Genomic DNA, 25,703 nt, shown 5'->3' with positions numbered 1-25,703 from the left:
GCTGAGCCCGCGCCGCAGTACCAGTCAGGCCCGTTCGTGCCGCCGCGCCCGGCCGCTCCGGGCGGCACGCCCCTCGCCCGCGCCCCGCGCATGCCGCAGATTCACGAGTTGCCGCCGATCGCCCAGAACCAGATCCTGGCCAATCGCGCGGCGGAGGAGTCGGCTCCGGAATCGAAGCGGACCTCGCTCCTGCGGCGTCTGGCAACGGTGGGCTTCGGCGGCCGGCGCGACGAGATCGAGGGCGCTCCCGCGGCCCGCGCCAACCCGGCCGCGCCGCTGCCCCAGATGGCGCAGCCCCACGTGCCGCCGGCCCCGCGCGCTCCGGTCACGCCGGCAGTCCCGCAATACCGTCCGGCCCAGGGCCATCTCGACGCCCAGGGCCGTGTCGCGCCCCAGAGCCGGATGATGGACGACGACCAGCTGGAGATCCCGGCTTTCCTCCGCCGTCAGGCGAATTAATCAGCCGCTGCACTGCGGCAACGGGGAAGGCCGGCGGGTGACCGCCGGCCTTTCGCGTTCCACATATTCAACTTCAGGTTAGCGCTGCCGCGGACTTTGGCGCTCCGGAAGATGCTTGAGCTGTGGGAAGCGGGGACTCGTGGTGTATCCATGACACAGATCGGCCGTGGGTTAGCCACGCGTTAACCACTTTTTAAGCCCTTGATCACACTGCATTTTACATCTCCCGGACCGCAAGCGTGTCTGTAACAGAGCGTAAGAATCCGTGATTTGGCTGCCCTGTGCGGTGCAGTTATAGAAGCATCAAGACCGACGAGACATGCATCGGGATACAACCTGATCGCGTGAGCAGGGGCATCAAGCAGCGGACGGATCAGTCGGTGTTCGCCCATTCCCCGTTGGAATGGCGGAGCCTGATCGCGGCCGGGGGCTAAGGAATGCGAACGCTGAAACAGACGACCCTCAAAGGGCCGGCGACTCTCTCGGGCATCGGGGTTCATTCCGGGAACCCCGCCGAGATCACGCTCAGGCCCGCACCCGCCAATCACGGTATTGCTTTCCTCCGCACCGGTACGCCCCACGGCAATGACCGCCTAATCAAGGCGCATCACGCACTCGTTTCCGCCACCGAGCTCTGCACCGTCCTGGGCGACGTCGAGACGGGTGCGGTGGCCACCGTCGAGCATCTGATGTCCGCGCTCTACGGGCTGGGCGTCGACAACGCCCTGATCGAGATCGACGGGCCCGAGATGCCCATTCTCGACGGCTCCGCACTTCCCTTCGTGCAGGCGATCGATCAGGTCGGGATCGCCGCCTGCGGGGCGCCCCGGCGCTGGCTCAAGGTGCTGCAACACGTCCGCATCGAGACCGGCCGGTCCTTCGCGGAACTTCGGCCGATCGACCGGGGCTTCCGCCTCGATGTGGAAATCGATTTTGAGAGCCCGGTGATCGGCCGCTCGCGCCGGGCCATGGATCTCTCTCCCGCCACCTACCGCCGTGAGATCGCGGGCGCCCGCACCTTCGGGATGATGCGGGACGTGGAGCGGTACTGGAAGGCGGGCTTCGCCCTCGGCGCCTCCCTGGAGAACACCGTGGCGGTCGGCGAGACTGCGGTGGTCAACCCCGAAGGCCTGCGCTTCCCGGACGAGTTCGTCCGCCACAAGATCCTGGACGCGATCGGCGACCTCGCCTTGGCCGGCCTGCCGATCCAAGGTGCGTACCGCTCCTATTGCGGCGGCCACCGGATGAATGTCGGCGTCCTCTCCGCCCTTCTGGCCGACCGGGCCAATTACGCGATCGTCGAGGCGCAGGGCCCGCGCCGCGAGACCGTCCTCTCGGAACTCGGCGTCGGTTTGGGGGTCGCCGCCTTCGCGGGCGACCTCTGACGATCAACCTGTGGTCCGCAAGCCACAGTCGGCGATCGTTCCGTACCGCCTCAGCCTTGCCGCTTTCGTGCCCGAATCAAACGTCACGGTTTAACGGTCCGTGAACGGCGGGTTCGGCTCAGAAGGCCGGATCCACGCACGCGATGGCATGACGGCGCGGGATGGCGCCGCTTCCGGGAAAGAGCGCCAGATGCCTGTCACCATTCGTTACCGCCGGGCGGCAGCCTTCGCGGCGCCTCTCGTGGCCATCCTCGGCCTCGGCCTGGGCGGCTGCGATTTCGACCCGACCAATCTGTTCTCCGAGAAGTACAAGCCCGAGGTCGTTCCGGACATCCCGGCTGACAAGCTCTACAGCGATGGCTTGGCCAAGCTTGAAGACAGCGACTACGACGGCGCGGTCAAGAAGTTCGACAGCCTCGACAAGCAGTACCAGTATTCCGAGTGGTCCCGGAAGGCGCTGCTCATGACGGCCTACGCGAACTATGAGGGCCAGAAGTACGACGACGCGATCAGCGCCTCGAAGCGCTACCTGCAGCGGCACCCGGCCAGCAAGGATGCGGCCTACGCGCAGTACCTGATGGCAATGTCGAACTACAAGCAGATCCCGGATGTGACCCGCGATCAGGAGCGATCCGAGAAGGCGCTGACGGCCCTTCAGGAGCTGGTCCAGAAGTATCCGACCTCGGAATACGCGATCGACGCGAAGGCGAAGATCCAGATCACCCGCGACCAGCTCGCCGGCAAGGAGATGGAAGTCGGGCGCTTCTACCTGGAGCGGCGCAACTTCCCGGCGGCGATCAACCGCTTCCGTGACGTGGTCTCCAAGTACCAGACCACCCGCCACGCCGAAGAGGCGCTGGAGCGCCTGACCGAAGCCTACTGGGCGCTCGGCATCACCCAGGAGGCGCAGAACGCCGCCGCGGTGCTCGGCCACAACTTCCCGGACAGTTCCTGGTACAAGGACGCGCACGCGCTCCTCGCCCAGAACGGGCTCGAGCCGCGGGAGGAGAAGGCCTCGTTCCTGTCGAAGATCTACCGCTCGGTCGCGGGCAAGACGGCCTCGGCCGAGTGAACAAGCGGTTTGACCCGCTTTCCGGGTTTCCAAAGGGCTTCAGCCCTTTGGCGGGTACACAGGGCAGCGCCCTGAGATATTCATCAGGGCCCCGCCCTGGACCTGCGAAAGGTCTCGACCTTTCGAAACCCTGACCGGATAGGTCGACCGCCCCGAACACGTTGAGGCCCGGAGCGCCTGCTTCGGGCCTTTCCCATTGTGCGACGCATTTTTGGGGTGAATCAGCGGCGCCACGGCCTTATCTCTGCGGTCCCCTTCTGAGGAATGCCCCCGCCGCATGCTGGCGCAGCTCGCGATCCGCGACATCGTTCTGATCGACCGTCTCGAACTGAATTTCCGAACGGGCCTCAGCGTCCTGACCGGAGAGACGGGCGCGGGCAAATCGATCCTGCTCGACGCCTTCGCGCTGGCGCTGGGCGGGCGTGGCGATGGCCGCCTCGTCCGGCACGGCGAGGCGCAGGGCGTCGTCACCGCCGTGTTCGATCTGCCCCTGGACCATCCGGCTCGCCGGATTGCCACGGAGGCCGAGATCGACACGGAGGGCGATCTGATCCTGCGCCGGACCCAGATGGCGGACGGACGCACCCGCGCCTTCGTCAACGACCAGCCGGTGGGCGTCCAGGTCCTGCGCGCGATCGGCGCGGCCCTGGTGGAGATCCACGGTCAGCACGACGACCGTGCGCTGGCCGATCCGGCCTCGCACCGGGCGATCCTCGACGCGTTCGGCGGCCTGCAGGGCCAGCTCGCCAAGGTCGCGGCGGCCGCCCGCGCGGTCCGCACCGCCCGATCCGACCTCGCCGAGCACCGCGCTCGGGTGGAGGCGGCCCGGAAGGAGGCCGATTTCCTGCGCCACGCCGTGGAGGAGCTGGCTGCACTCGCGCCGAAGCCCGGTGAGGAGGCTCAGCTCGCCGAGCGCCGCAGCATCATGCAGCAATCCGAGAAGGTCGCGCGCGAACTGAATGCGGCGCTGGAAGCGGTGGGCGGGACCCATTCCGGGGTACCCCATATCTCGGCCGCCCTGCGGAAGCTGGAGCGCCGCGCATCGCAGCTCCCCGCCCTCGTCGATCCCTGCGTCAACGCCCTCGACGCCGCGATCGTAGCCCTCGACGAGGCTCGAGCCGTGCTTGACGCCGCGGTGGCGGAGACCGAGTTCGATCCCCGCGATCTCGAGCGGGTGGAGGAACGGCTGTTCGCCCTGCGGGCGGCCGCCCGCAAATACGACGTCGCGGCCGACGATCTTGCGGCGCTTGCCGAGCGCTATGCCGGCGACGTTGCGGCGATCGATGCCGGGGAAGCGGCACTGGCAGGCCTCGAACAGACTCTTGCCACCGCGGAGGCTGCCTATGCCGAGGCCGCCGAAAAGCTCAGTGCCGGTCGCCGCCGCGCCGCCAAGCAGCTCGACGCCGCCGTGAAGGCCGAGCTGCCCCCCTTGAAGCTCGAGCGCGCCCGATTCATCACCGAGATCGTCACCGACCCGGAATCGCGCGATCCGGCCGGCACCGACCGGGTCGAGTTCTGGGCGCAGACCAATCCCGGCACCAAGCCCGGACCGATGATGAAGGTCGCCTCGGGCGGCGAGTTGTCGCGGTTCATGCTCGCCCTGAAGGTGGTGCTGGCCGATAAGGGCTCGGCCCCGACCCTGATCTTCGACGAGATCGACACCGGCGTCGGCGGTGCTGTTGCGGATGCCATCGGGCTGCGCCTCGCACGCCTGGCCGCGACCGTACAGGTTGTCGCCGTCACCCATGCGCCGCAGGTCGCGGCTCGCGCGGAGACGCATTTCCTTATCGCGAAGGCACCCGTGAAAGGGGCCGGCCGTGTCGCAACGCGGGTCGCCAGCCTTCCCGTGGCCGAGCGCCGGGAGGAGATCGCCCGGATGCTCGCGGGGGCAACAGTGACCGATGAAGCCCGCGCGGCGGCTGCGCGGCTTCTTCAGGGCGCCGACGGTTAACTGACAGGTAAGCTTAACCGTTGGTTCACGGTAACGGTTCGTTAACCATTCTTGGTGACTCTCTTGCCATCCCGGCGCCGCAGCGGTTTGGAGCGGCCGAAGGACGAGAGGGAGCCATGAAGCTGTCAGGCGTCGATTCCGAGGACCTTTCGCACGTGGGACAGAATCCGAAGCGGACGATCGATACGCGTCGGCTGGGTCTCTCGCTGCGCACGGTCTATGAAGGCAGTGTCGACACGCAGCCGATCACCGACACCCATGTCGAGCTGCTCCTGCGCCTGCGCCAGAAGGAGCGGGAGCTGCGCCGGGCCGGGTAGGGCGATCCCGCTCCCGAATGCCTCACCAGCGGCGCGCCCCCGGCCGCCGCCGATACTCGGCCGCTCGAATCAGGGTGAGGATCCGGTCGAGATCTTTTAGCAGATCCGCCTCCTCGCGCCGCGCTGCCGCGGCTGCATCCGGATCGCCACTGAACTTCTGACGCGCCTGCGCGAGGGTCAGGGCGCGCTCCACCGCTTCCCGTTCGGCATGCAGGGCAAGCCAGTTCGGGTCAGTCTCCGTCGCTGAATCGGCGTTTTCGCCCACCACGGTTCCCAGTCCCTTCCCGTGCCGTTGCCGGTAGGAACGCGCGAGACCCGTGAACCGTGCCGCGCGACCTGCGACGCGATGTCATGCCGGTGTCATCTACCTGTCGTAACCGCGCAGCCATCGGGCGGCCGGCGCTGGATCTTTCACGGATCGGCCGCAAGGCTCTGCCGCGGGCATGAGCATGCCGGCGGGGTGGCGCAGGCTCTTGCCCGACGGCAACGGAGATTCCATGAGACCCTTCGCTTACGCGCTCGCCGTCGGACTCGCGACGGTACAGCTGGCGTCTGCGGCGCTGGCCGCCGACATCACCGGGGCCGGGGCTACGTTCCCCTTCCCGGTCTACTCGAAGTGGGCCGAGGCCTACCGGAAGGAATCCGGTTCGGGTCTGAACTATCAGTCGATCGGATCCGGCGGCGGGATCAAGCAGATCCAGGCCAAGACGGTCGATTTCGGCGCCACCGACGCGCCGCTGAAGGGCGAGCAGCTGGCCAAGGACGGCCTCGTCCAGTTCCCCACCGTGATGGGCGGCGTCGTGCCGGTGGTGAACATCGCCGGAATCGAGCCGGGCAAGCTCAAACTGACCGGCGACGTGCTGGCCGACATCTATGCCGGGAAGATCGCCAAGTGGACCGATCCGCGGATCGCGAAGCTCAATGACGGCCTGAAACTGCCCGACACGAACATCACGCCGGTCTACCGGTCCGACGCCTCGGGCACGACCAACATCTTCACCACCTACCTGTCCCAGGCTTCGGACACGTGGAAGAAGGAGTACGGCGCGGCCACGACGATCTCCTGGCCGGTCGGTCAGGGCGGCAAGGGCAACGAGGGCGTGACGGCCACCGTGAAGCAGGTGCCGAATTCCGTCGGCTACGTCGAGTCGGCTTACGCCAAGCAGAACAAGCTGGCCTACGCCCTGCTGCAGAACAAGGCCGGCAAGTTCCCGCAGCCCGACGACAAGGCGTTCCAGGCGGCGGCGGCCAGCGCGGACTGGAAGTCGGCCCCCGGCTTCGGCATCTCGCTCACCAACCAAGCCGGCGAGGAGGCGTGGCCGATCACGGCGGCGACCTTCATCCTGGTCCACAAGGACCCGGCCGATCCGGCCAAGGCCGCCGATGTGCTCAAGTTCTTCGACTGGGCGTACAAGAACGGCGACAAGCTTGCCTCGGATCTCGACTATGTTCCGCTGCCGGACAACGTCGTGGCGCTGATCCACGAAGAGTGGAAGAACGTGAAGGGCAAGGACGGGAAGCCGGTTTACAATATGTAAGCCCAACGGGGAGGAGGCTTCGACCTCCTCCCTCGCTTCTGAGATCCCGCCGCGCTACCACGTTATCCTTCGCAGAGAACCGCGGATGTCTGCTTTGACTGAAACGATTGCCCTCGGCCGAACCCGTACGTCGGCGGCGCGGAAGGGACCGAGCCGGAACATGGACGCCGTGTTCCGCGGTTGCGCGTACGGCGCGGCGTTGCTGGTGCTGACCGTCCTCGTGGGGATCATCGGCTCCATCGTCTACGGCGGCCTGCCGGCCTTCCGGGAGTTCGGCGTCGGCTTCCTGACGTCCAGCGTCTGGAACGTCGGCACCGAACAGTACGGCGCGCTCGTGGCCGTCATCGGAACGGTGATGTCGGCGCTCCTGGCCCTCCTGATCGGCGTCCCGGTCTCGCTCGGCATCGCCATCTACCTGACGCAGCTCTGCCCGGGCTGGGCGCGCAAGCCGGTCGCGATGACGATCGAGCTGCTCGCCGCCGTGCCGAGCATCATCTACGGGATGTGGGGCCTGTTCATCTTCGCCCCGCTGTTCGCCCGCTTCGTCGAGATCCCGATCTCGAACGTCGTCGAGGGCCTGCCGATCGTCGGGACCGTGCTGTATGCCCGCATCCCCTCTGGGGTCGGGGTGCTCACCGCCGGCATCATCCTGGCGATCATGATCGTGCCGTTCGTGGCCTCGATCGCCCGCGACATGCTCGACCAGATCCCCACGATCCTGCGCGAGAGCGCCTACGGCGTCGGCTGCACCACCTGGGAGGTGACGCGCTTCGTCCTGATCCGGCACGCCTCGGTGTCGATCATCGGCGCGATCATGCTCGGCCTCGGCCGTGCGCTGGGCGAGACCATGGCGGTGACCTTCGTGGTCGGCAACGCCAACCGCCTCTCGGCCTCGATCTTCGATCCCGGCTCGACCATCGCGTCCCGGATCGCCAACGAATTCAACGAGGCGGACGGCATGCAGCTCAACGCCCTGATGGCGCTCGGCTGCATCCTGTTCGTCATCACCTTCATCGTCCTGATCGCCGCGCGCATCCTGACGTCACGCGTGCGGGTCGCTTGAGGAGCCCCATGGACGCGATCAACACACGCGCTGCGCCGCCGCTCGTGCAGGCCCGGGTCCGCCCCGGCCGGCGCCGCGCGGACGCCATACTCCGTGGCTTCTGCGCCTTTGCCACGCTGCTCGGCATCATCGTGCTCGGCTCGATCCTGCTGATGCTGATCGTCGAAGGCGTGCGCGGCTTCACGCCGACCCTGCTGACGCAACCGACCCCGGGGCCGGGCAGCGAGGGCGGCGGCATCGCCAACGCGGTGCTGGGCAGCCTGATCCTGACCACGATCGGCATCGTCATCGCGACGCCGGTCGGCGTGATGGCCGGAACATTCCTGGCGGAATACGGCCGGACCTCGAAGCTGGCCGTCCTGATCCGCTTCCTCAACGACATCCTGCTCTCGGCGCCGTCGATCCTGATCGGCCTGTTCGTCTACACGCTGATGGTGCGGCCCATGGGCAGCTATTCCGGCTGGGCCGGCGGCATCGCGCTCGCGATCATCGCCACGCCGGTGATCGTGCGGACCACCGAGGACATGCTGAGCCTCGTGCCGGGCACCCTGCGCGAGGCCGGCGCGGCGCTCGGCGCTCCGCCCTCCATGGTGATCATGAAGGTGAGCTGGCGCGCCGCCTCGGCCGGCATCGTGACGGGCATCATCCTGGCGCTGGCCCGCATCGCCGGCGAGACCGCGCCGCTCCTGTTCACCGCACTCAACAACAACAGCTGGTTCAGCCCCGACCTCATGGGTGGCGTCCCGAACCTGCCGGTGATGATCTACCAGTTCGCGCTCTCGCCCTATTCCAACTGGCAGCAGCTGGCCTGGGCCGGAGCGCTTCTGATCACCATGACCATCCTCGCCCTCTCCGTGATCGCCCGCTTGGTGGTCAAGCCGCAGCGTGCCCGCTGAAGCGCGAGCCGAAGGATTAGCCCGATGAGCCATGCTGCAGCCACCGCCGCCGCCGAGCCCCTTATGCAGCCCTCCGCCAAGGCCGGCGCCGACACCAAGGCGCCCGTCCGGATCGCCGTGAAGGGGCTGAACTTCTACTATGGCCAGTTCCACGGCCTGAAGGACATCAACCTCAACTTCCATGATCGGCAGGTGACCGCGCTGATCGGCCCGTCGGGCTGCGGGAAGTCGACGCTGCTGCGCACCTTCAACCGGATCTACAGCCTCTATCCGGAGCAGCGCGCCGAGGGCGAGATCCTGCTGGACGGCGTCAACATCCTGGATTCGAAGGTCGATCTCAACGATCTGCGCGCCCGGGTCGGCATGGTGTTCCAGAAGCCGACGCCCTTCCCGATGTCGATCTACGACAACGTCGCCTTCGGCATCCGCCTCTACGAGAAGCTGCCGAAATCGGAGCTTGACGACCGGGTCGAGGCGTCGCTGCGCAAGGCGGCGCTCTGGGACGAGGTCAAGGACAAGCTGAAGCAGTCCGGCATGGGCCTGTCGGGCGGGCAGCAGCAGCGTCTGTGCATCGCTCGCACAGTGGCCCAGCGCCCGGAGGTGATCCTGTTCGACGAGCCGACCTCGGCGCTGGACCCGATCTCGACGGGCCGGATCGAGGAGCTGATCGAGCAGCTGCGCGACGAGTTCACCATCGCGATCGTCACGCACAACATGCAGCAGGCGGCGCGCATCTCGCAGTTCACCGCCTTCATGTATCTCGGCGAGCTGATTGAATTCTCACAAACCGAAAAAATGTTCATGAACCCGACCGAGCGGCGGACGCAGGACTATATCACCGGCCGCTTCGGCTAAGCTGTTTCGAAGACCGGTTTCCGCGCCATCGCGACCCGGGCGCCGCGGCGGCCGGGCGGGATCGCGGCAACCGGGTGGGATCGCACGTCCTGGCCCCCATCGAAGGATCCATCCATGCCCGGCCATATCGTTACCTCCTACGACACCGATCTCGAAAACCTCCGTCGCTCGATCTCGGAGATGGGCGGCGTGGCGGAGAAGATGACCACCGAGGCGACCGACGCCCTGGTGCGCCGCGACGACGGGCTCGCCCAGGCGGTGATCCTCGCCGACAAGCGCCTGGACGCCCTCCAGAGGGATATCGAGGAGCGCTCCGTCCTGCTGATCGCCCGGCGGCAGCCCCTGGCGATCGACCTGCGCGAGACCATCTCGGCGATCCGCGTCTCCGGGGACCTGGAGCGGATCGGCGACCTCGCCAAGAACGTGGCCAAGCGCGTCGTGGCGATCTCCGATCAGGCGCCGGCGCAGAAGATCGTGCTCGGCGTGCGCCACATGAGCGACCTCGCGGAGGGCCAGCTGAAGGACGTGCTGGACGCCTATGCGAGCCGCGATATCGAGGCGGCCCACGACGTGTGGGAGCGCGACGGCGAGATCGACGCGCTGTACAATTCCCTGTTCCGCGAGCTTCTGACCTACATGATGGAGGATCCGCGCAACATCTCGTTCTGCACGCACCTGCTGTTCTGCGCCAAGAATGTCGAACGCATCGGCGATCACACGACCAACATCGCCGAGACGATCCACTACCTCGCCACGGGCGAGACGCTCGCCGGAGAACGGCCGAAGAACGATGCGTCGAATTACGTGACGGTGGATGGGGGTCTGGCGCCGTGAAGCGCTTCCCGGGGCGCAGGATCCTGGGGGCGTCGCCGCCGTGACGGTCGGTTTCGGTTGAGGCTGGGCGGAGCCTCCGGCACCATTGCCGCGTCCGCCGCGAGAACGGGTCATCGAAGGTGAGTATGCAAGTCCTGATCGTCGAGGACGAGGAGGCATTGACCACGCTGCTGCGCTACAACTTGGAAGCCGAGGGCTTCCTGGTGGATACGGCGGCCCGGGGCGACGATGCGGAACTGCTTCTGGCCGAGCGCATGCCCGATCTGGTCCTGCTCGACTGGATGCTGCCCGGCCTGTCCGGGATCGAGCTTTGCCGCCGCATCCGGGCCCGGCGGGAGACCGAGCGGCTGCCGGTGATCATGCTGACCGCCCGGGGCGAAGAAGGCGACCGGATCCGGGGCCTCGGGACGGGCGCCGACGATTACATCGTCAAGCCGTTCTCGGTGCCGGAACTGCTCGCCCGCATCCGCGCGCTCCTGCGCCGGGCCAAGCCGGCTCATGTCTCGGATCGTCTGGCCGCCGGCGACCTCGAACTGGACCGCACCGGTCATCGGGTGCGCCGGGCCGGCGAGGAGCTGCATCTCGGCCCCACGGAGTTCCGGCTGCTGGAATTCCTGATGCTGGCCCCGGGCCGGGTCTTCTCCCGCGAGCAGCTTCTCGACGGGGTCTGGGGTCACGACGTCTACATCGACGAGCGCACCGTCGACGTCCATGTCGGCCGCCTGCGCAAGGCGCTGAACGGCCCACGCCAAGCCGATCCGATCCGCACCGTCCGCGGCTCCGGCTACGCCTTCGACGAAACCTTCTCCCTCGAAGCCTGAATCGCCAAGTCCCGATTTCGAAAGGTCAAGACCTTTTGCGGGTGCAGGGCGGAGCCTTGCTATGGGGCGAAGCCCGAGCGTCTGGACTCCGCCCCGACACCCCGCCAAAGGGCTTCCGCCCTTCGGGAACCCCCGATCAGCGGGTGAGCGCGGCACTCCTGTCGGCGGCCGGCACGGAGGCCAGGGCCTGGAGCACCGTGCCCTCGGTGAGGATCTGGGGCAGCACCTGGGGCTCGCCGCCGTCGGTGTAGAGCAGGTAGAGCGGCACGCCGCTCCGGCCGTGCTTCTCCAGCAGGCGCGTGATCTCGGGGTTCTGGTTGGTCCAGTCGCCCTTCAGATAGGTGATGCCCCGCTCGGCCATCGCGGCCCGCACGGCCTTCGTGGAGAGGGAGGTCGTCTCGTTGACCGCGCAGGTGATGCACCACGCCGCGGTCATGTTGACGAAGGCCGGCTTGTGCGCGCTCGTCAGCGCATCGAGACGGGCCTGCGTGAACGGCTCGATACCACCGGCGGCGGCCTGCGCGGTCGGCGCGGCACGGTCCTGCGGGAGGGTGGACACCAGGGCCACCACGGCGATCAGGGCGAGCGCCGCACAGACCTGCGCGATCCGGCGTGCCCCGGGCGCGGCGGCGCGTCCGCGCTCCCAGGCCCAGGCGGAGAAACCCACCAGCACGAGGCCGATCAGCGCCGCCAGAAGGCCCCGCGGATCGACCTGCTGCGCCAGGACCCAGACCAGCCAAGCCACGGTGGCGTAGACCGGGAAGGCGAGCACCTGCTTGAGCGTCTCCATCCAGGCGCCCGGCCGCGGCAGCGCCCGAAGGGCCGGGGGCCAGAGAGTGAGAGCCAAGAACGGCAGGGCGAGGCCGAGCCCGAGGCTCGCGAACACGGCAAGCGCCACACCTGCGCTCTGGGTCAGCGCGAAGCCGATTGCCGAGCCCATGAACGGCGCCGTGCAGGGCGTCGCCACCAGCGTGGCCAGCACGCCCGTGAAGAACGAACCACTCAGGCCGGAACGCCGGGTCAGGCGATCGCCGACACCCGCGAGCCGTCCCCCGACCTCGACCACGCCGGACAGGCTCAGACCCATCGCGAAGAGCAGATAGGCGAGCCCCGCCACCACCAGGGGCGATTGCAGCTGGAATCCCCAGCCGATCGCCGCCCCTCCGCCCTTCAGGGCGATGAGCACTCCGGCCAGACCCAGGAAACTCGCCAGCACGCCGGCCGTATAGGCGAAGCCGTGCAGGCGCAGGCGGGCCGGACCCTCGCCCGCATGCCGCACGAGACTCAGCACTTTGATCGACAGGACGGGGAAGACGCAGGGCATCAGATTGAGGATGAGGCCGCCGAAAAAAGCGAAGGCGGCGGCGGTGGCAAACGTCAGCAGGTCGAGGTCGGGCGCGGCGGCCCCGGCCGGCGTCGCCGCGACGGGAACCGACGGATCGGTCGCGGCCGGAAGCACCGGCTCGTCGCCATACGCGAAGGCGAGGCGGCGGCTGCCGGATTCGGTCACCTCGTCCAGGGTCAGCACACCCGGAAGGGCCGTGGGAGCCGCTTCGGTCGGGCTGCTCCGGGCGACGGTGAGGTGCAGGCCGGTGCCGTCGACCGCCATCACCTGTGCGCTCGCGTTGTCGATCGCGGTCTCGGCATACGGGAAGTAGGCGGCGTTCCGGATCGTGTCGGGCCTGAGCCCCGTCGCCGTGAAATCGAGCTGCAGGGTATCGCCCTGGCTCGACAGGTTCATCGGCCAGAGCGCAGGGGTCGGGAGGGCGGCCCGAGCGCGGGCGAACAGGGCTGCATTGTCCGGATCGGGACGCGGCTCGCCCACCGGCACGGTGAGGGCAAGATCCGCGGAGCCCGGCACGCACTCGGTCTCGCAGACGAGGTAGGTCAGCTTGGCCTGGATCTGCACCGGGTTGGCCGGATCGAGGCTCGGCGGCGGCGTCACGGGGACGAGGAGCGTGACCTCGCCCTCGTAGCCGTAATTCATCAGCGTCGCGATCGGGATCCGCTCCGGCGCCGGCCACTGGAGCGCCCCGGCGTTGAAGCCGGCCGGCAGGGTCCAGGTCACCTCGGGCGGCAGGCCCGAATCCCCCGGGTTGCGCCAGTAGACGTGCCAGCCGGGCTTCACCTGCATCCGCACCGCGAGGGTAAAAGGCCGCGCCCCCGCCACCGCGGCGGGCTCGGCGACAAGGCTCGACCGCACCAGATCCGGCGGCGTGCGCAGGCCCTGCGCCAGGGCCGCCGACAGGCTCGCGGCGAGGACCAGAATCGGGAGGACGAGGCGGCGGATCATGCTGTCCCTTCGCGGGCCGGGCGGCCGCGGTTTCAGGCCCAGCGTTCGGGCCATTCCGTGACGACGCGCTTACCACGAAGGGCCGTGGCGGTCGCGCGCCGCGGCCTCACCCGGGCAGCGGCGCCGTGGCGCGCGCCAGCCAGTCGCGCGCTCCGGCATCGAGCTCCGGCGACAGCGCCTCGCGGACCCAGACATGGTAGGCGTCGATCCAGGCGCGCTCCCCCGGTTCGAGCAGCTCGGTCTGGATCAAGTTCCGGTCGTAGGGCGCCAGCGTCAGCGTCTCGAAGCCGAGCATCGGGCGCTCGCCGTCCGCGATGGCGCGCGTCTCGACCAGAACGAGGTTCTCGATCCGGATGCCGTAGGCGCCGGCCGCGTAGTAGCCCGGCTCGTTCGACAGGATCATGCCGGGCTCGAGCGCCACCGTACCGGTCTTGGCGATCCGTTGCGGCCCCTCGTGCACCGACAGGAAGGCGCCGACGCCGTGGCCGGTGCCGTGGTCGAAATCGAGCCCCGCCTGCCATAGGGGCGCCCGGGCGAAGGCATCGATCTGCGCGCCGGTCGTCTTGTTGGGAAACACCGCCCGGGCGATGGCGATATGGCCCTTCAGCACCCGGGTGAAGCGGTCGCGCATCGCCGCGCTCGGCGCGCCCACCGCGACGGTCCGGGTGATGTCGGTGGTGCCGTCCGGGTATTGCGCGCCGGAATCGATCAGGAACAGCTCGCCCGGCCGGACCGCCCGGTCGCTGGCGCGGGTGACCCGGTAGTGGACGATCGCCCCGTTGGGTCCGGATCCCGAGATGGTCGGGAACGAGACGTCGCGCAGATCGCCGCCCGCGGCGCGGAAATCCTCCAGCGCCTCGACGGCGGCGATCTCGGTGAGGCCCCCGGCCGTGGATGCCGCGTCGAGCCACGCCAGGAAGCGGACGACGCTGGCCCCATCGCGCTGATGGGCGGCGCGCGCGCCCGCGATCTCGGCGGCATTCTTGAGCGCCTTCATCGCGGTGATCGGATCCTTGCCGACATCGACCGTGCCGCCGGCCGATTCGATCCGTTCCTTGAGGGCGACCGCGCCCGTGGCCGCATCAAGCCGGACCCGGGCCCCGCTGAGCGACGCCAGCCCATCCTCAAGCTCGGCCTTGGGCAGGATCTCGGCGACGGGCGCGAGCGCCGCGCGCAGGTCCGGATCGACGGCCGGCGAGGCCAGAAAGAGGCGCGCCTGCCCCTCGCGCGGCAGGATCGCGTAACCGAGGGCCAGGGGCGTATGCCCGACATCGGCGCCGCGCAGGTTGAAGGCCCAGGCGAGGTTGTGCGGATCCGAGATCACCAGGGCGTCGCAGCCGGCCTCCGTCAGGCTGTCCCGCACCCGGGCGAGCTTGTCGGCGACCGTTTCGCCCGCGAGCGCGTCCGGATGGCGGATGACCCGGCCGGCAGGCGGCTTCGGCCGACCGGCCCAGACGGCATCCACGAGGTTCGGCACGGCCCGCAGGGCACCGCCCGCCTTCGTGGCCACCCGTTCCAGGCGCGCCAATCCGTCCGGCGTGTGCAGCCACGGATCGTAGCCCAGCACCTGATCGCGCTTGAGGTTGGCACCGATCCAGGCTTCGGGCGTCGTTTCGGCCAACGGCACGATCGCGAGGATGCCGGTATCGACCTGCTCGGGCGCCTGGAGCGTGTAACGGCCATCCACAACCAGGGCGGCGGATTCCGCCAGAATCACCGCAGTCCCGGCCGACCCGGTGAACCCGGTGAGCCAAGCGAGCCGCTCGGCGTCGGCGGGGACGTATTCGGACTGGTGCTCGTCGGCCCGCGGCACGACGAAACCGTCGACCCCCGTCTCGCGCAGGGCGGCCCGCAGAGCCTCGATCCGTTCCGGCCCCTTGCGATGGCCCGGGTCGTCGAACGTCTGAAAGCGCTGGCGTGGTCGGGACGGCGGCGGCTCGATCATGGTGGGAGGGTAGAGCGCTCGCCGCCGGCATGGCAACCGACCCGGCATCGGGAATGCAGGGTGAGGGCGCGCACGATGCCCGTACAGGTTGTCAGACGGCACCCGTCATGCAGCGCGCAGCCCAGCAATGGCTGGCCCGCATACCTTATTCAACATGAAAAAATCGCGAACAATCTTATCACGCCGTGGGTTTTGGCCTATCTCGGGATCATGGCACGTCGCGTTTACTACCGGATCAGCGACAGAGCGGATGGCTGCTTCGACGCCATCGTGACGGTCGAACCCGATACTGTCGTTCGCCGGGAGGGCTTCGCGTCGCTCGCGGAGGTCGAGGAGTGGATCGAGGGCCTGCGTGTCCTGATGGCGGCGCTCGGTGCGCCGGTGTCGCAGTGCTTCCAGGATTCGACCCCGCCGGAGCCGGCCGAGGCCGGATCCGACCGTGTCTGCCCGCCCGGCAAGGTCCGCGCCGCGCGCTGAGGGCGCGGGCAGCGATCAGAGATACTCCGCGGGGACATAACGGGTCGAGGACTGGCTCAGACTTTACGCCGGCCGATCTTGCCCGCCTGCGCGCGGTTCAGCGCTGAGGGCGTCGCACGGGGCGCGCGGCCGTGCCGCCGCGCATCAGCACGAGGGCGACCCAGCCCTCGATCAGACCGCGGCGCACGAGGGCGAAGCCCTGGTGTCGGTAAGCCGAGAGGACGCCCGGGACATCGCGCTCGATCAGGCCGGACAGGATCAATACGCCGCCGGGGGCCACCACCCGCGTCAGCGAGGGGGCGAGGAGTCGCAGCGGCCGCGCCAGGATGTTGGCGAAAACCAGATCGAAATGACGCGGACGGGCCGCGAGGCGGTGGCGCACACCGGGGCCGAGATAGAGCTTGAGATAGGGGCCGAGACCGTTGGCGCGGGCGTTCTCGCGGGCCGTGAGCACCGCCTCCGCGTCGAGATCCCCGGCCACGATCGGCTGCCGCAACGCCTTGGCGGCCGCGAAGGCCAGGATCCCGGTGCCCGTGCCGACGTCGAGGATATGGGCCGGCCGCCGCCGTTTCAGCACCTGAACCAGCGCCCGCAGGCAGCCGAGCGTCGTACCGTGGTGCCCCGTGCCGAAGGCCAGCGCCGCCTCGATCTCGATCGGCAGATCGTTGGCGCGCACCGCATCCCTGTCGTGCGAGCCGTGAACGATAAAGCGCCCGGCCCGGACGGGCTTCAGCCCCTCCAGCGAGGCCCGCACCCAATCCTGCTGGTCGATCGTACGGAATACCGCCGCGTCGGCGGCGTCGCCGATCACCGGCCGGATCAGCGCGCGGACGTAGTCTTCATCGGGTGCATCCGCGAAATAGGCTTCGAGCCGCCACGTGCGTCCGTCCGCATCCTCGAAGGCCGCGACGGCGGTCTCGGTGGGATCGAACATCTCGCCCAGAAGATCCGTCATGGCCCGCGCCGAGCGCTCGTCGGTCAGCAGGCACAGGACGTGGGACGGGCGATGGGGCGGCAAACCTTCCAGCATGGGTCCGGGCTGTAACGCCGACGCGCGCGACATCACAGGGGGCAAGCGGATGCCGACGCGAAAAAACCGACGCCGCCGGGCGGGACCGGCCCGTGCCCTCACGGTCGCGGCGCGATTTGTTGCGCGGGAGACACAAGCGGCAATACTCATTTCGTTGATGTTCTAAATCACTATCTCGGTCCGGAATGTATGATTAGACAGTCTCGGCTTCCCAAAGCCAGACCCCTCAACTCCGGCACGCCACTCATTCGTGAGTTGGCGCGCCAGTTTTGGCAGGCACGCATAGTCGATGACCGCCCCCTTCTTCATCAGTGCCGCACTTGCCTGTGCCACCACGTGCGCCGCGTGGCTGTGGGCACTCGTCGTGGCGGCCGGCATGACCCCGCTGCCGGAGGCCGGATCGCCTGAGCGGCGCGACCTCCGGACCTGGTGAAAGACCGGACCACGAATCGCCACTGCGCACGCACGGCAATGCGGCATCGTGCGCACACGTTAACCACAGGCGACCGCGCAACCGAGCGGAACCCGCTTCGCGGAGCGACGTTTTCGGCCGGCTTTCGACGTGAAACGCGATGAAGCAGGGTGCGTACCGCGTGACCAAGTCCAGACGTTCCGGCCGCTTCGGGCCCGTGGTCGTCGCCGAGCCGTCGGCGCCTGCGCGGCCGCCGCGTGAACGGCTCTTCGGCGGCCCGACACCCGATGGGCCACTGCCGGGGCACCTTCTCGTCCTGCTGAGCCGCCTGCATCGCGCGGAAAATGCTCCGAAAGAGCCCCGCGACCCGGCGCATGGCTGAACGCCGCACGCGCGCACGTCGCCGGGCAGGGCACCGGTTCTTGGCCGGGCATCAAGCAGCGTTTATGCTCCCCGTCATACCCGCCCGGATATAACGGACGGCGACAAAGGGGACCTTCGGCCATGCGCCCGACCCGACGCATCCTCGTGGCGCTCCCCCTCGGGGCTCTGGCGTTCGGCTCAGCGCCCCACGCCGCGCGGGCGGGAGATCCCGTCGTGGTGTTCGCTGCGGCCAGCCTCAAGAACGCGCTGGACGATGCGACCGCGGCTTGGGCGAAGGAAACCGGGAAGTCCGTACGGATCTCCTATGCGGGCTCGAACACCCTCGCGAAGCAGATCGAGGCGGGCGCGCCCGCCGACCTGTTCATCTCGGCGGACCAAGCCTGGATGGATGATGTGGCCCGGGCCGGCTTGCTGAAGCCGGGCTCGCGGATCGACCTGCTGCGCAACGCGCTGGTTCTGATCGCCCCAGGCCCGAAGACTGAAGATTCCGATCCCCGGGTCGCGCTGGCTCCGGATCTCGGCACGGCGCTGACCAAACTGCTCGGCAGCGGCAAGCTCGCTATGGCGACGATCGATGCCGTCCCGGCCGGCCGGCAAGGCAAGGCCGCCCTGGAGAAGCTCGGCGCCTGGGAAGCCGTGAAGGGGCAAGTGGCCCAGGCCGACAATGCGCGCGCGGCCCTTCTGCTGGTCGCCCGGGGCGAAGCACCGCTCGGCATCGTCTACGCCACCGACGCGGCCGCCGATCCCAGCGTGCAGGTGCTGGCGAACTTCCCGCCCGATAGCCATCCGCCGATCGTCTACCCGGCGGCCGTCATCCAGGACGCGCGTAACCCCGATGCCGCGGTCCTGTTGCGCGATCTGCGCGGTCCGGCGGCTCGAAGCGCCTTCGAGCCCCAGGGCTTCTCGGTGGTCGAGGCCCCCGCTGCCGGCCGGTAGCGGGTGGAGCCCCGCCATGCTGGACCTGACCCCGGCGGAGTGGACCGCCGTCGCCCTGAGCCTCAAGGTGGCCTCAATCGCGACGCTCGCGAGCCTCGGGCCCGGCCTCGCGACCGCATGGCTCCTGGCCCGGCGCCGCTTTCCAGGGCGCGCGCTCCTCGACGGGCTGGTTCACCTGCCGCTGATCCTGCCCCCTGTGGTGACCGGCTACCTGCTGCTCCTGGCCTTCGGCCGTCGGGGCCCGGTCGGAAGCCTGTTGGCGGAGATCGGGGTCGTCCTGGCGTTCCGCTGGACCGGGGCGGCTTTGGCCTGCGCGATCATGGGTTTCCCGCTGATGGTGCGGGCCATGCGGCTGTCGATCGAGGCTGTGGATCGCCGGATCGAGCAGGCGGCCGGGACGCTGGGCGCGAGCCCTCTGTTGGTCTTCCTCACCGTCACGCTGCCGCTCAGCCTGCCGGGCTGCATCGCGGGTGCCGTGCTGGCCTTCGCCAAGGCGATGGGGGAATTCGGCGCCACCATCACCTTCGTGTCGAACATCCCGGGCGAGACCCAGACGTTGCCCTCGGCCATCTATACGCTGACCCAGGTTCCGGGCGGGGAGGGGCCGGCGCTCCGCCTCACCCTGGTGTCGATCGCCATCTCGGTGACGGCGCTGCTCGCCTCCGAGTTCCTGGCCAATCGGCTGGGACGAAAGCTGGGCGCGGGCTAGATGGCTACTTCCGTCCCGCCCCTCTCTCAGCCCGCGGCGCGCGCCGTATCACCCGGTCGGCGGCGATCCGCCGGTGCCGGCATACGCGTAGGGACCGCCCGCCTCCAGGGCCCGGCGATAAGCGGGGCGCGCGTGGATACGCTCCAGCCATGCCAGGACCCGCGGCCCCGCCCCGGTGCCGCGGGCCGCGAACGCCTCCAGCGGGAAGCTCATCATGATATCGGCGGCGGTGAAATCCGCGCCGCAGACATAGGGACCATCGGCGAGTTCCGCCTCCCAGAACGCTGCATGCCGCCGCAGGTCGGGATCGACGAAGCCACGCAGTACCGTCCCGGCGATCCGGCGAACGAGGGGTCGCAGCAGCCACGGGCTACCCGGCGCAAGGCGGGAAAAGATCAGCTTCAGCAGGAGCGGCGGCATCGCCGACCCTTCCGCGTAATGCAACCAATAGATGTAGCGCCTGCGGGCCTCCGTCCCGGCCACCGGCACCAGGGCGCCCCCCGCCGTCTCGGTCAGGTAGGCGACGATCGCCCCGGTCTCCGCGACAACGACCCCGTTGTCGGTGATCACGGGCGCCTTGCCCAACGGGTGGATGGCGACGAGGTCCGGCGGCGCCCGCATGGTTCGGGGATCGCGCGCATAGCGCTTCACCGTGTAGGCCAGCCCGAGTTCCTCCAGCAGCCAGAGCACACGCTGCGAGCGGCTGTTTTCGAGATGATGGACCGTGATCATCGCGATTCTGTCCCCGCTGGAGCGCTCTCCGCCGAAGCGGGCACCGGTTCGGCCCAAGAGGGCGCGTCACCTCAAGAGGTGAGTGCCGCGCACGATTGCAACGCGCACCGTACACGACACACGTCTCCAGACAGGTTGGCACGCGCGACCGGCCCCCTCTCGCGCTCGGGAGAGGGTTGGGGTGAGGGACGAGAACCCACAGGATCGAGCGCACTCTCGAGGCGCCGACAGGGGATGCCTCGTGCTGAAAGTTCGCATCCCTCACCCGGCTCTCTGCGAAAGCAGACCTGTCCCGCATGGCAGAGGGGACCCGCGCCTCACTCGGCGACGGTGGCACTGTCGTTTACCGTGTCCAACGTGATCGGGTACGACGCCAACGCAGGACCACGCCGCCCGGTTGGTTACCCGAGTCGCTGCGCGTGAGCATCCAGGTCGACGTCACCCTGCGCCGCGGCGCCTTCGCGCTCGACGCGGCCTTCGAGGCCGGGCCGGGTCTGACGGCGCTGTTCGGGCGCTCGGGCTCAGGCAAGACCACGCTGATCGACCTGATCGCCGGGCTCGCCCGGCCCGATCGAGGTCGGATCGTCGTGGACGGCACCACGCTGGTCGATACGGGCATCGGCCTCTTCCTGCCGCCCCATCGCCGACGGGTGGGCGTGGTGTTCCAGGACGCGCGGCTGTTTCCGCATCTCAGCGTGCGAACCAACCTCGCCTACGGTCGCGTCTTTGCCCGCCACCGGGCCGACCCCGCGCATGTCGAGGCGGTGGTCGGCATGCTCGGCATCGGTCATCTGCTCGACCGCCGGCCCGCCGGGCTCTCCGGCGGCGAGCGCCAGCGGGTCGCCATCGGACGGGCGCTCCTGGCCCGGCCGCGCCTCCTGCTGATGGACGAGCCCCTCGCGGCCCTGGACGAGACCCGCAAGGCCGAGATCCTCCCCGCGATCGAGCGCCTGCGCGACGAGGCCGGCGTGCCGATCGTCTATGTGAGTCACGCGGTTTCGGAGGTCGCGCGACTCGCCACCACGGTCGTCGTGCTGGAGGCGGGCCGCGTGGCCGCCGCCGGACCCGCGGAAGCGATCCTGCGCCGGGCCGATCTCGCGCCGGTCCACGACGCCGAAGCCGGCGCACTGCTGGACATGGTGGTGGAGGCGATCGATCCGGACACCGGCCTCACGCGCCTCACCGGCGCTGCGGGGCGCCTGCTGGTGCCGGGGCTGGCGCGCCCGGTCGGGACGCGTTTGCGCGTGCGTATCCCCGCCCGCGACGTGCTGATCGCGACCGCACCGCCCCAGGGCCTCAGCGCGCGCAACATCCTGGCCGGTCGAATCAGCGGAATGAGCGCTTCGGGCACCGAAATGGCCGTGGAGATCGCTTGCCACGACGCGCATCTCGTCGCGCGCATCACCCGGGCGGCCGTCCGCGATCTCGGGCTCGCGATCGGACAGCCGGTCCACGCCATCGTCAAAAGCGTCGCGTTCGACCCGGCCGGGATCGGCGAGCTGCGCGCGTCTGTCGCAATCTGACGCGGCTGAATACCGTTATTTACCGCGTTCTTATTTTGAATACACAACCCTTGGTTAGGATTCGAGCGCCACGATAGATTGAAAGGGAAAATCGAGCACAACTCTCAGAGGTAGACCGATGGGCATCAGACGCCTGCTCCATCGCCCGACAACCACCAGACTCGCCTGCCGCAGCGGCAGTTCCGCGGTGGAGTTCGCCCTCGTGGCACCGCTGCTCCTGCTGCTCTTCGCCGGGATCGGCATGCTCGGGATCTGCCTCGGCGCGGCCCACAACCTGCGCCAGATCGCTGCGGAAGCGGCGCGCGCGTCGGTGGCCGGCATCACCGACACGGAGCGTGCGACCCTCGCGCAGAACACCGTGAACCGCAGCCTGAGCACGGGCGCGATGTTCCGGCCGGGCAGCGTTGCCGTGCAGGTCGGATCCGACCCCAACGACGCGACGATCTACACCGTCACGCTCTCCGCCAACACCGCCTCCCTGGGCATCAACGCCTTTTCGCGCCTGCTCCCGATGCTGCCCACCATCCTGCGCAGCACCATCAGCGTGCGGAAGGGGGGTCTGTGATCGGCTGGATCCGGAACCGGTTGCGCCGCTTCGGCACGGCGCGCGGCGGCAACGTTGCGATTCTCGTGGCGCTCGGCAGCACGTTCCTGTTGGCGGCCGGCGCCGTCGGGGTCGATCTGGGCCTCGTGTTCCAGGAACGGCGCAAGGCGCAGGCGGCGGCCGACATCGCCGCGATGATGGGGGCGATCGATCCGACCCAGGCCAACACGATGGCGCGCCGATCGCTGGGCGACAACGGCTACGGCAGCGCGGTCGCCACGGTGGATCCCGGCACCTACGACGCGAGCGTACCAGGGGTTGCACCTGCCAACCGCTTTCACCCGGGGTCGAGCCCGGCCAACGCCGTTCGGGTCGGGCTGTCGACGGCGGTACCGATCACCTTCGGACGGACAATCGGGCTTGCCGGGTCGATTCCGCTCCGGGTCGTCGGGACCGCCGCCAGCGCGCAATTCGCGGCCTTCAGCATCGGATCGGGCACGCTGCAAGTCAGCAACGGCATCACCAATGCCCTGCTGGGTGCGATGCTCGGCGCACAGCTGTCGCTGAGCGTCAGCGACTACAATGCCCTGCTCGGCACGCGCGTCGACGGGCTGCGGGTTCTCGATGCCCTGGCGACGAGCCTGAATCTGGCAGCGGCGAACTACACCGACCTCGCGCAGGCCAATGCCAGCGTCGGGCAGGTCCTGATGGCACTCCGGGTCGCCGCGCAAGGCAACAGCGGCGCGGTCAATGCCCTGACGGGCATCCTGAACGCGCTGCCGAATGCCGGTCCCACGGTCCCGATTGGCCAAGTGGATCCCCTCGGCGACGCCGCAGCGCTGGCGCCTCAGAGGGGTCTCGCTGGCGCCTCGGTCGATGTGATGAGTGTCCTGGGCGCCACCGCCGCGCTGGCGAATGGCCAGACGCAGATCTCGGTCGATCTGGGGGCCACGATCCCGGGCCTTCTCTCCACCCGCCTGACCGTGGCGATCGGCGAGCGCCGCCGCAGCTCGGGCTGGGTCCGACCGGGGGGGCCGAACGCGACCATCCAGACGGCGCAGACCCGGCTGCTGATCGAGGCCACGGCCTCTGCCCCCCTCGGTTTGGGAACGCTCACGATACCCATCTACGCCGAGGTCGCACCCGCGCAGGCGACGCTTCAGGCGCTGAGCTGCATCGGCGGCGCGCGTCAGGTCACGATCAGCGCCCAGACCGGCCTCGCAACCCTGGCAGTGGCCAACGTCGCGCGCAGCGCCATCACCGGCGGCAGCACCGGTCCGAACCTGTCGCAGCCGGCGACCCTGATCGCACTCCTGCTCCCTCCGGTGAGCGTGACGGGACGTGCCGTGGCGACCATCGGATCGACCACACAGACCCTCGTCTTCAACGAGACCGACATCGCCAATCATACGGTGAAAACGGTGTCGTCGAGCGGTCTGACCCAGTCCCTCACCGGCAGCCTGCTGAGCAGCCTGACGTTGAACATCAACCCGATCGGCCTGGGCCCGCTGCTGCAGACGCCGCTCAGCGCAACCTTCGCCGCCCTGACGCCGGCCCTTGACCTCGTGCTGGACAGCACCCTACGGAGCCTCGGCCTGCACCTCGGCTACGCGGATATCGACATCGACGGCGTGCTTTGCAGCCAGGCCGTGCTGGTCCAGTGAGGCTCGGACGCGGCTAGCCGATCTGCGTCAGCAGCGTGAACGCACCGAAGAGCAGCACGGCGCCGACCGACACGGCCAGCAGGATGAGCGCGGTGCGCGATTCCCGTACTTCCGGCGACATGGGCCTGCCCGATCTCACTGCCTCGTGGCTCGCGATCCCGCGAAACGCCGAGATACGCACCGAAGCCGCCGCCTGTCGACTTGCATCGGAGCCGCGCGCCCGACAGCTTGGCGGATCTGACGCTGCGTTTGACCGAACCCGGCGCGCGATGCGGACCGATATCGCCTTTGTCTCGGAGGGCCGCACCTTGCGCGGTCGGTCACCGAGACAGCCCTGACCCTCGGTTACGCGAGCCTGAGCGCCTTCGCGGGCATGTTCCGCAGACAGGTCGGAGCCTCACCCTCGGCGTTCCGGGCCGAAGGCCGACGATCACAGGTAAGCGTAGAAATCGTTTGACAGGCGGCACGGCGGGCGGCCAGCTTGTACCGATCGGTACAAACGCTGGAGACCCGAACGATGTCCGACCGTCCGCCCCTTCCCCCCTTCACCGCCGAGACCGCCGCCCAGAAGGCCCGCATGGCCGAGGATGCCTGGAACGGGCGCGATCCCGAGCGTGTCTCGCTCGCCTACACGCCGGACAGCGTCTGGCGGAACCGCAGCGAGTTCCTGACCGGGCGCCAAGCCATCGTGGCGTTCCTCGCGCGCAAGTGGGCGCAGGAACGCGAGTACCGCCTGATTAAGGAGGTCTGGACCTTCGGCGGCGATCGGATCGCGGTGCGCTTCGCCTACGAATGGCACGATGCGGAGGGGCAGTGGTTCCGCTCCTACGGCAACGAGAATTGGGCGTTCGACGCCCACGGCCTGATGCGGCGCCGGATCGCCAGCATCAACGATCTGGCGATCACCGAAGCCGACCGGATGTTTCACTGGCCGCTCGGCCGCCGGCCCGACGATCATCCGGGCCTCACCGATCTCGGCCTCTGACCGCGGTGACCGGCCGGGCCGAAACGCTCCAGAGGCTCGCGGAGGTGTTTCGCGAGCACGGCTACGAGGGGGCCAGCCTCGCAACGATCAGCCGAGCCACCGGCCTCGGAAAGGGGAGCCTGTACAACCTCTTCCCCGGCGGGAAGGCCGAGATGGCGGCCTGCGTGCTGGCAGAGATCGACGGGTGGTTCGAGGCCAACCTCTACGCACCCCTCCGTGAGGCGAGACAACCCGCCGAGGCGGTGTCGACCATGTTCGACGCGGTCGAGACCTATTTTCGCTCCGGCCGGCGGGTCTGCCTCGTGGGGGTCGTGGCGCTCGGCTCGGAGCGCGACCGCTTCGGCGAGGCGGTGCGGAGCTACTTTGCGCGCTGGGTTGCGGCCCTGGCCGTTGCCCTGGAACGGTCGGGCCGTGACGCGGCGGGGAGCATAGCCCTGGCGGAGGAGATCGTCGTCCAGATCCAGGGGGCCATCGTTCTGGCCCGTGCCCTCAACGAACCGGCGGTCTTCGCGCGGGCGATGGCGGCGCTGCGGATCAAGGCCGCAGCATAGCAAACGCGGAGATTAAGGGCCTCAATTCGCTCTCCTCGTGGCTCCGGGCTTCACAGGTTTGGGGCTTGAGGCTGATGACGGAGCACGACCGCCCCCCTCTCCCGTGCGGGGAAGGGTTGGGGTGAGGGCTGAGAAGCGTCAGAACTGAACACGCCATCGACGTGCGGTCAGGAGGAGTCTCTTTCGGAAGGTTCTCGTCCCTCACCCGGCTCTCTGCGAGTGCAGACCTCTCCCGCTCGGGAGAGGGCCCCGCGCCCCTTCGAGCTTGCGCCTCAGCCCGCCGAGACATCAAACCTGCTTAGCCCGCAGCCACGAGGGGAAGGAGCA

General features: G+C 68.9%; 23 protein-coding genes and 2 pseudogenes. 20 read left to right on the top strand and 5 right to left on the bottom strand.

Annotation, left to right across the window (positions count from 1 at the left end):
* From OXS49_RS24600 to OXS49_RS24580, 5 genes and pseudogenes are all read left to right on the top strand, one after another.
* Positions 1-459: pseudogene (locus OXS49_RS24600) on the top strand (cell division protein FtsZ); the annotation flags it as partial.
* Between the two features lie 437 nt (positions 460-896).
* Positions 897-1,844: a UDP-3-O-acyl-N-acetylglucosamine deacetylase gene (gene lpxC / locus OXS49_RS24595; protein WP_267427298.1), complete on the top strand. Its 948-nt coding sequence runs from the start codon at positions 897-899 to the stop codon at positions 1,842-1,844.
* A 190-nt stretch (positions 1,845-2,034) separates the two neighbouring features.
* Positions 2,035-2,916, top strand: coding sequence for an outer membrane protein assembly factor BamD (locus tag OXS49_RS24590; protein WP_244007078.1), 882 nt, complete (start codon positions 2,035-2,037; stop codon positions 2,914-2,916).
* A gap of 277 nt (positions 2,917-3,193) precedes the next feature.
* Entirely contained in the window at positions 3,194-4,867 is a 1,674-nt protein-coding gene (gene recN / locus OXS49_RS24585; protein WP_267427296.1) for a DNA repair protein RecN, read from the top strand.
* A 116-nt stretch (positions 4,868-4,983) separates the two neighbouring features.
* Positions 4,984-5,184: a hypothetical protein gene (locus tag OXS49_RS24580; RefSeq protein ID WP_244007080.1), complete on the top strand. Its 201-nt coding sequence runs from the start codon at positions 4,984-4,986 to the stop codon at positions 5,182-5,184.
* Between the two features lie 22 nt (positions 5,185-5,206).
* Here the strand turns inward: OXS49_RS24580 and OXS49_RS24575 are convergent, their stop codons facing one another.
* Positions 5,207-5,452 (bottom strand): hypothetical protein, encoded by a 246-nt coding sequence (locus OXS49_RS24575; protein ID WP_244007082.1) that lies wholly within the window; start codon positions 5,450-5,452, stop codon positions 5,207-5,209.
* A gap of 229 nt (positions 5,453-5,681) precedes the next feature.
* Between OXS49_RS24575 and pstS the strand changes: the two genes are divergently transcribed.
* The 6 genes from pstS to phoB all read left to right on the top strand — a co-directional run bounded on the left by pstS (position 5,682) and on the right by phoB (position 11,191).
* Positions 5,682-6,722, top strand: a complete 1,041-nt coding sequence (gene pstS, locus OXS49_RS24570; RefSeq protein WP_244007084.1) for a phosphate ABC transporter substrate-binding protein PstS — start codon at positions 5,682-5,684, stop codon at positions 6,720-6,722.
* 85 nt (positions 6,723-6,807) lie between these two features.
* A complete protein-coding gene (pstC, locus tag OXS49_RS24565; protein WP_244007085.1) occupies positions 6,808-7,785 on the top strand; it encodes a phosphate ABC transporter permease subunit PstC in 978 nt (325 codons plus the stop codon).
* Between the two features lie 8 nt (positions 7,786-7,793).
* Positions 7,794-8,681 carry a phosphate ABC transporter permease PstA gene (gene pstA, locus OXS49_RS24560; RefSeq protein ID WP_244007086.1) on the top strand — a complete coding sequence of 296 codons (888 nt, stop codon included), beginning with the start codon at positions 7,794-7,796 and terminating at the stop codon, positions 8,679-8,681.
* A gap of 63 nt (positions 8,682-8,744) precedes the next feature.
* A complete protein-coding gene (gene pstB / locus OXS49_RS24555) occupies positions 8,745-9,536 on the top strand; it encodes a phosphate ABC transporter ATP-binding protein PstB (protein ID WP_243920627.1) in 792 nt (263 codons plus the stop codon).
* A gap of 114 nt (positions 9,537-9,650) precedes the next feature.
* Complete coding sequence (gene phoU, locus OXS49_RS24550; protein WP_243920520.1) at positions 9,651-10,370, top strand: phosphate signaling complex protein PhoU; 720 nt, start codon at positions 9,651-9,653, stop codon at positions 10,368-10,370.
* Between the two features lie 125 nt (positions 10,371-10,495).
* Positions 10,496-11,191 carry a phosphate regulon transcriptional regulator PhoB gene (phoB, locus tag OXS49_RS24545; protein WP_244007087.1) on the top strand — a complete coding sequence of 232 codons (696 nt, stop codon included), beginning with the start codon at positions 10,496-10,498 and terminating at the stop codon, positions 11,189-11,191.
* A gap of 136 nt (positions 11,192-11,327) precedes the next feature.
* On the opposite strand, the gene OXS49_RS24540 is transcribed toward phoB, so the two are convergent.
* The gene (locus OXS49_RS24540) at positions 11,328-13,484 is read right to left on the bottom strand and encodes a protein-disulfide reductase DsbD domain-containing protein (RefSeq protein WP_267427294.1); all 2,157 of its coding nucleotides are present in this window, start codon (positions 13,482-13,484) and stop codon (positions 11,328-11,330) included.
* 106 nt (positions 13,485-13,590) lie between these two features.
* Positions 13,591-15,429 carry an aminopeptidase P family protein gene (locus OXS49_RS24535; RefSeq protein WP_267427293.1) on the bottom strand — a complete coding sequence of 613 codons (1,839 nt, stop codon included), beginning with the start codon at positions 15,427-15,429 and terminating at the stop codon, positions 13,591-13,593.
* A 210-nt stretch (positions 15,430-15,639) separates the two neighbouring features.
* On the opposite strand from OXS49_RS24535, the gene OXS49_RS24530 reads away from it, so the two are divergent.
* A complete protein-coding gene (locus OXS49_RS24530; RefSeq protein WP_244007090.1) occupies positions 15,640-15,906 on the top strand; it encodes a hypothetical protein in 267 nt (88 codons plus the stop codon).
* A 97-nt stretch (positions 15,907-16,003) separates the two neighbouring features.
* Here the strand turns inward: OXS49_RS24530 and OXS49_RS24525 are convergent, their stop codons facing one another.
* The gene (locus OXS49_RS24525; RefSeq protein ID WP_267427291.1) at positions 16,004-16,936 is read right to left on the bottom strand and encodes a 50S ribosomal protein L11 methyltransferase; all 933 of its coding nucleotides are present in this window, start codon (positions 16,934-16,936) and stop codon (positions 16,004-16,006) included.
* Between the two features lie 916 nt (positions 16,937-17,852).
* Between OXS49_RS24525 and modA the strand changes: the two genes are divergently transcribed.
* Complete coding sequence (modA, locus tag OXS49_RS24520; RefSeq protein WP_267427289.1) at positions 17,853-18,668, top strand: molybdate ABC transporter substrate-binding protein; 816 nt, start codon at positions 17,853-17,855, stop codon at positions 18,666-18,668.
* A gap of 16 nt (positions 18,669-18,684) precedes the next feature.
* Positions 18,685-19,377, top strand: a complete 693-nt coding sequence (gene modB / locus OXS49_RS24515; RefSeq protein ID WP_267427287.1) for a molybdate ABC transporter permease subunit — start codon at positions 18,685-18,687, stop codon at positions 19,375-19,377.
* Positions 19,378-19,425: 48 nt separating this feature from the next.
* On the opposite strand, the gene OXS49_RS24510 is transcribed toward modB, so the two are convergent.
* Positions 19,426-20,109, bottom strand: coding sequence for a glutathione S-transferase (locus tag OXS49_RS24510; RefSeq protein WP_267427286.1), 684 nt, complete (start codon positions 20,107-20,109; stop codon positions 19,426-19,428).
* A gap of 419 nt (positions 20,110-20,528) precedes the next feature.
* Here OXS49_RS24510 and modC point away from each other — a divergent pair, with 419 nt between their 5' ends.
* The 6 genes and pseudogenes from modC to OXS49_RS24480 all read left to right on the top strand — a co-directional run bounded on the left by modC (position 20,529) and on the right by OXS49_RS24480 (position 25,376).
* Positions 20,529-21,632: a molybdenum ABC transporter ATP-binding protein gene (modC, locus tag OXS49_RS24505; protein WP_244007096.1), complete on the top strand. Its 1,104-nt coding sequence runs from the start codon at positions 20,529-20,531 to the stop codon at positions 21,630-21,632.
* 118 nt (positions 21,633-21,750) lie between these two features.
* Entirely contained in the window at positions 21,751-22,197 is a 447-nt protein-coding gene (locus tag OXS49_RS24500; protein ID WP_267427282.1) for a TadE/TadG family type IV pilus assembly protein, read from the top strand.
* Positions 22,194-23,840: a TadG family pilus assembly protein gene (locus OXS49_RS24495; protein WP_267427280.1), complete on the top strand. Its 1,647-nt coding sequence runs from the start codon at positions 22,194-22,196 to the stop codon at positions 23,838-23,840. The genes OXS49_RS24500 and OXS49_RS24495 overlap by 4 nt, the downstream gene beginning before the upstream one ends.
* A 325-nt stretch (positions 23,841-24,165) precedes the next feature.
* A pseudogene (locus OXS49_RS24490) lies at positions 24,166-24,297 on the top strand (AraC family transcriptional regulator); the annotation flags it as partial.
* Positions 24,298-24,357: 60 nt separating this feature from the next.
* A complete protein-coding gene (locus OXS49_RS24485; RefSeq protein ID WP_267427279.1) occupies positions 24,358-24,825 on the top strand; it encodes a nuclear transport factor 2 family protein in 468 nt (155 codons plus the stop codon).
* Positions 24,826-24,830: 5 nt separating this feature from the next.
* A complete protein-coding gene (locus tag OXS49_RS24480) occupies positions 24,831-25,376 on the top strand; it encodes a TetR/AcrR family transcriptional regulator (RefSeq protein WP_244007102.1) in 546 nt (181 codons plus the stop codon).
* Positions 25,377-25,703: the final 327 nt, after the last annotated feature.

Source organism: Methylobacterium sp. GC_Met_2 (assembly GCF_026540795.1).
In the GTDB taxonomy this organism is placed as follows: Bacteria; Pseudomonadota; Alphaproteobacteria; order Rhizobiales; family Beijerinckiaceae; genus Methylobacterium.
This window is presented reverse-complemented; position numbering and strand designations above follow the sequence as displayed.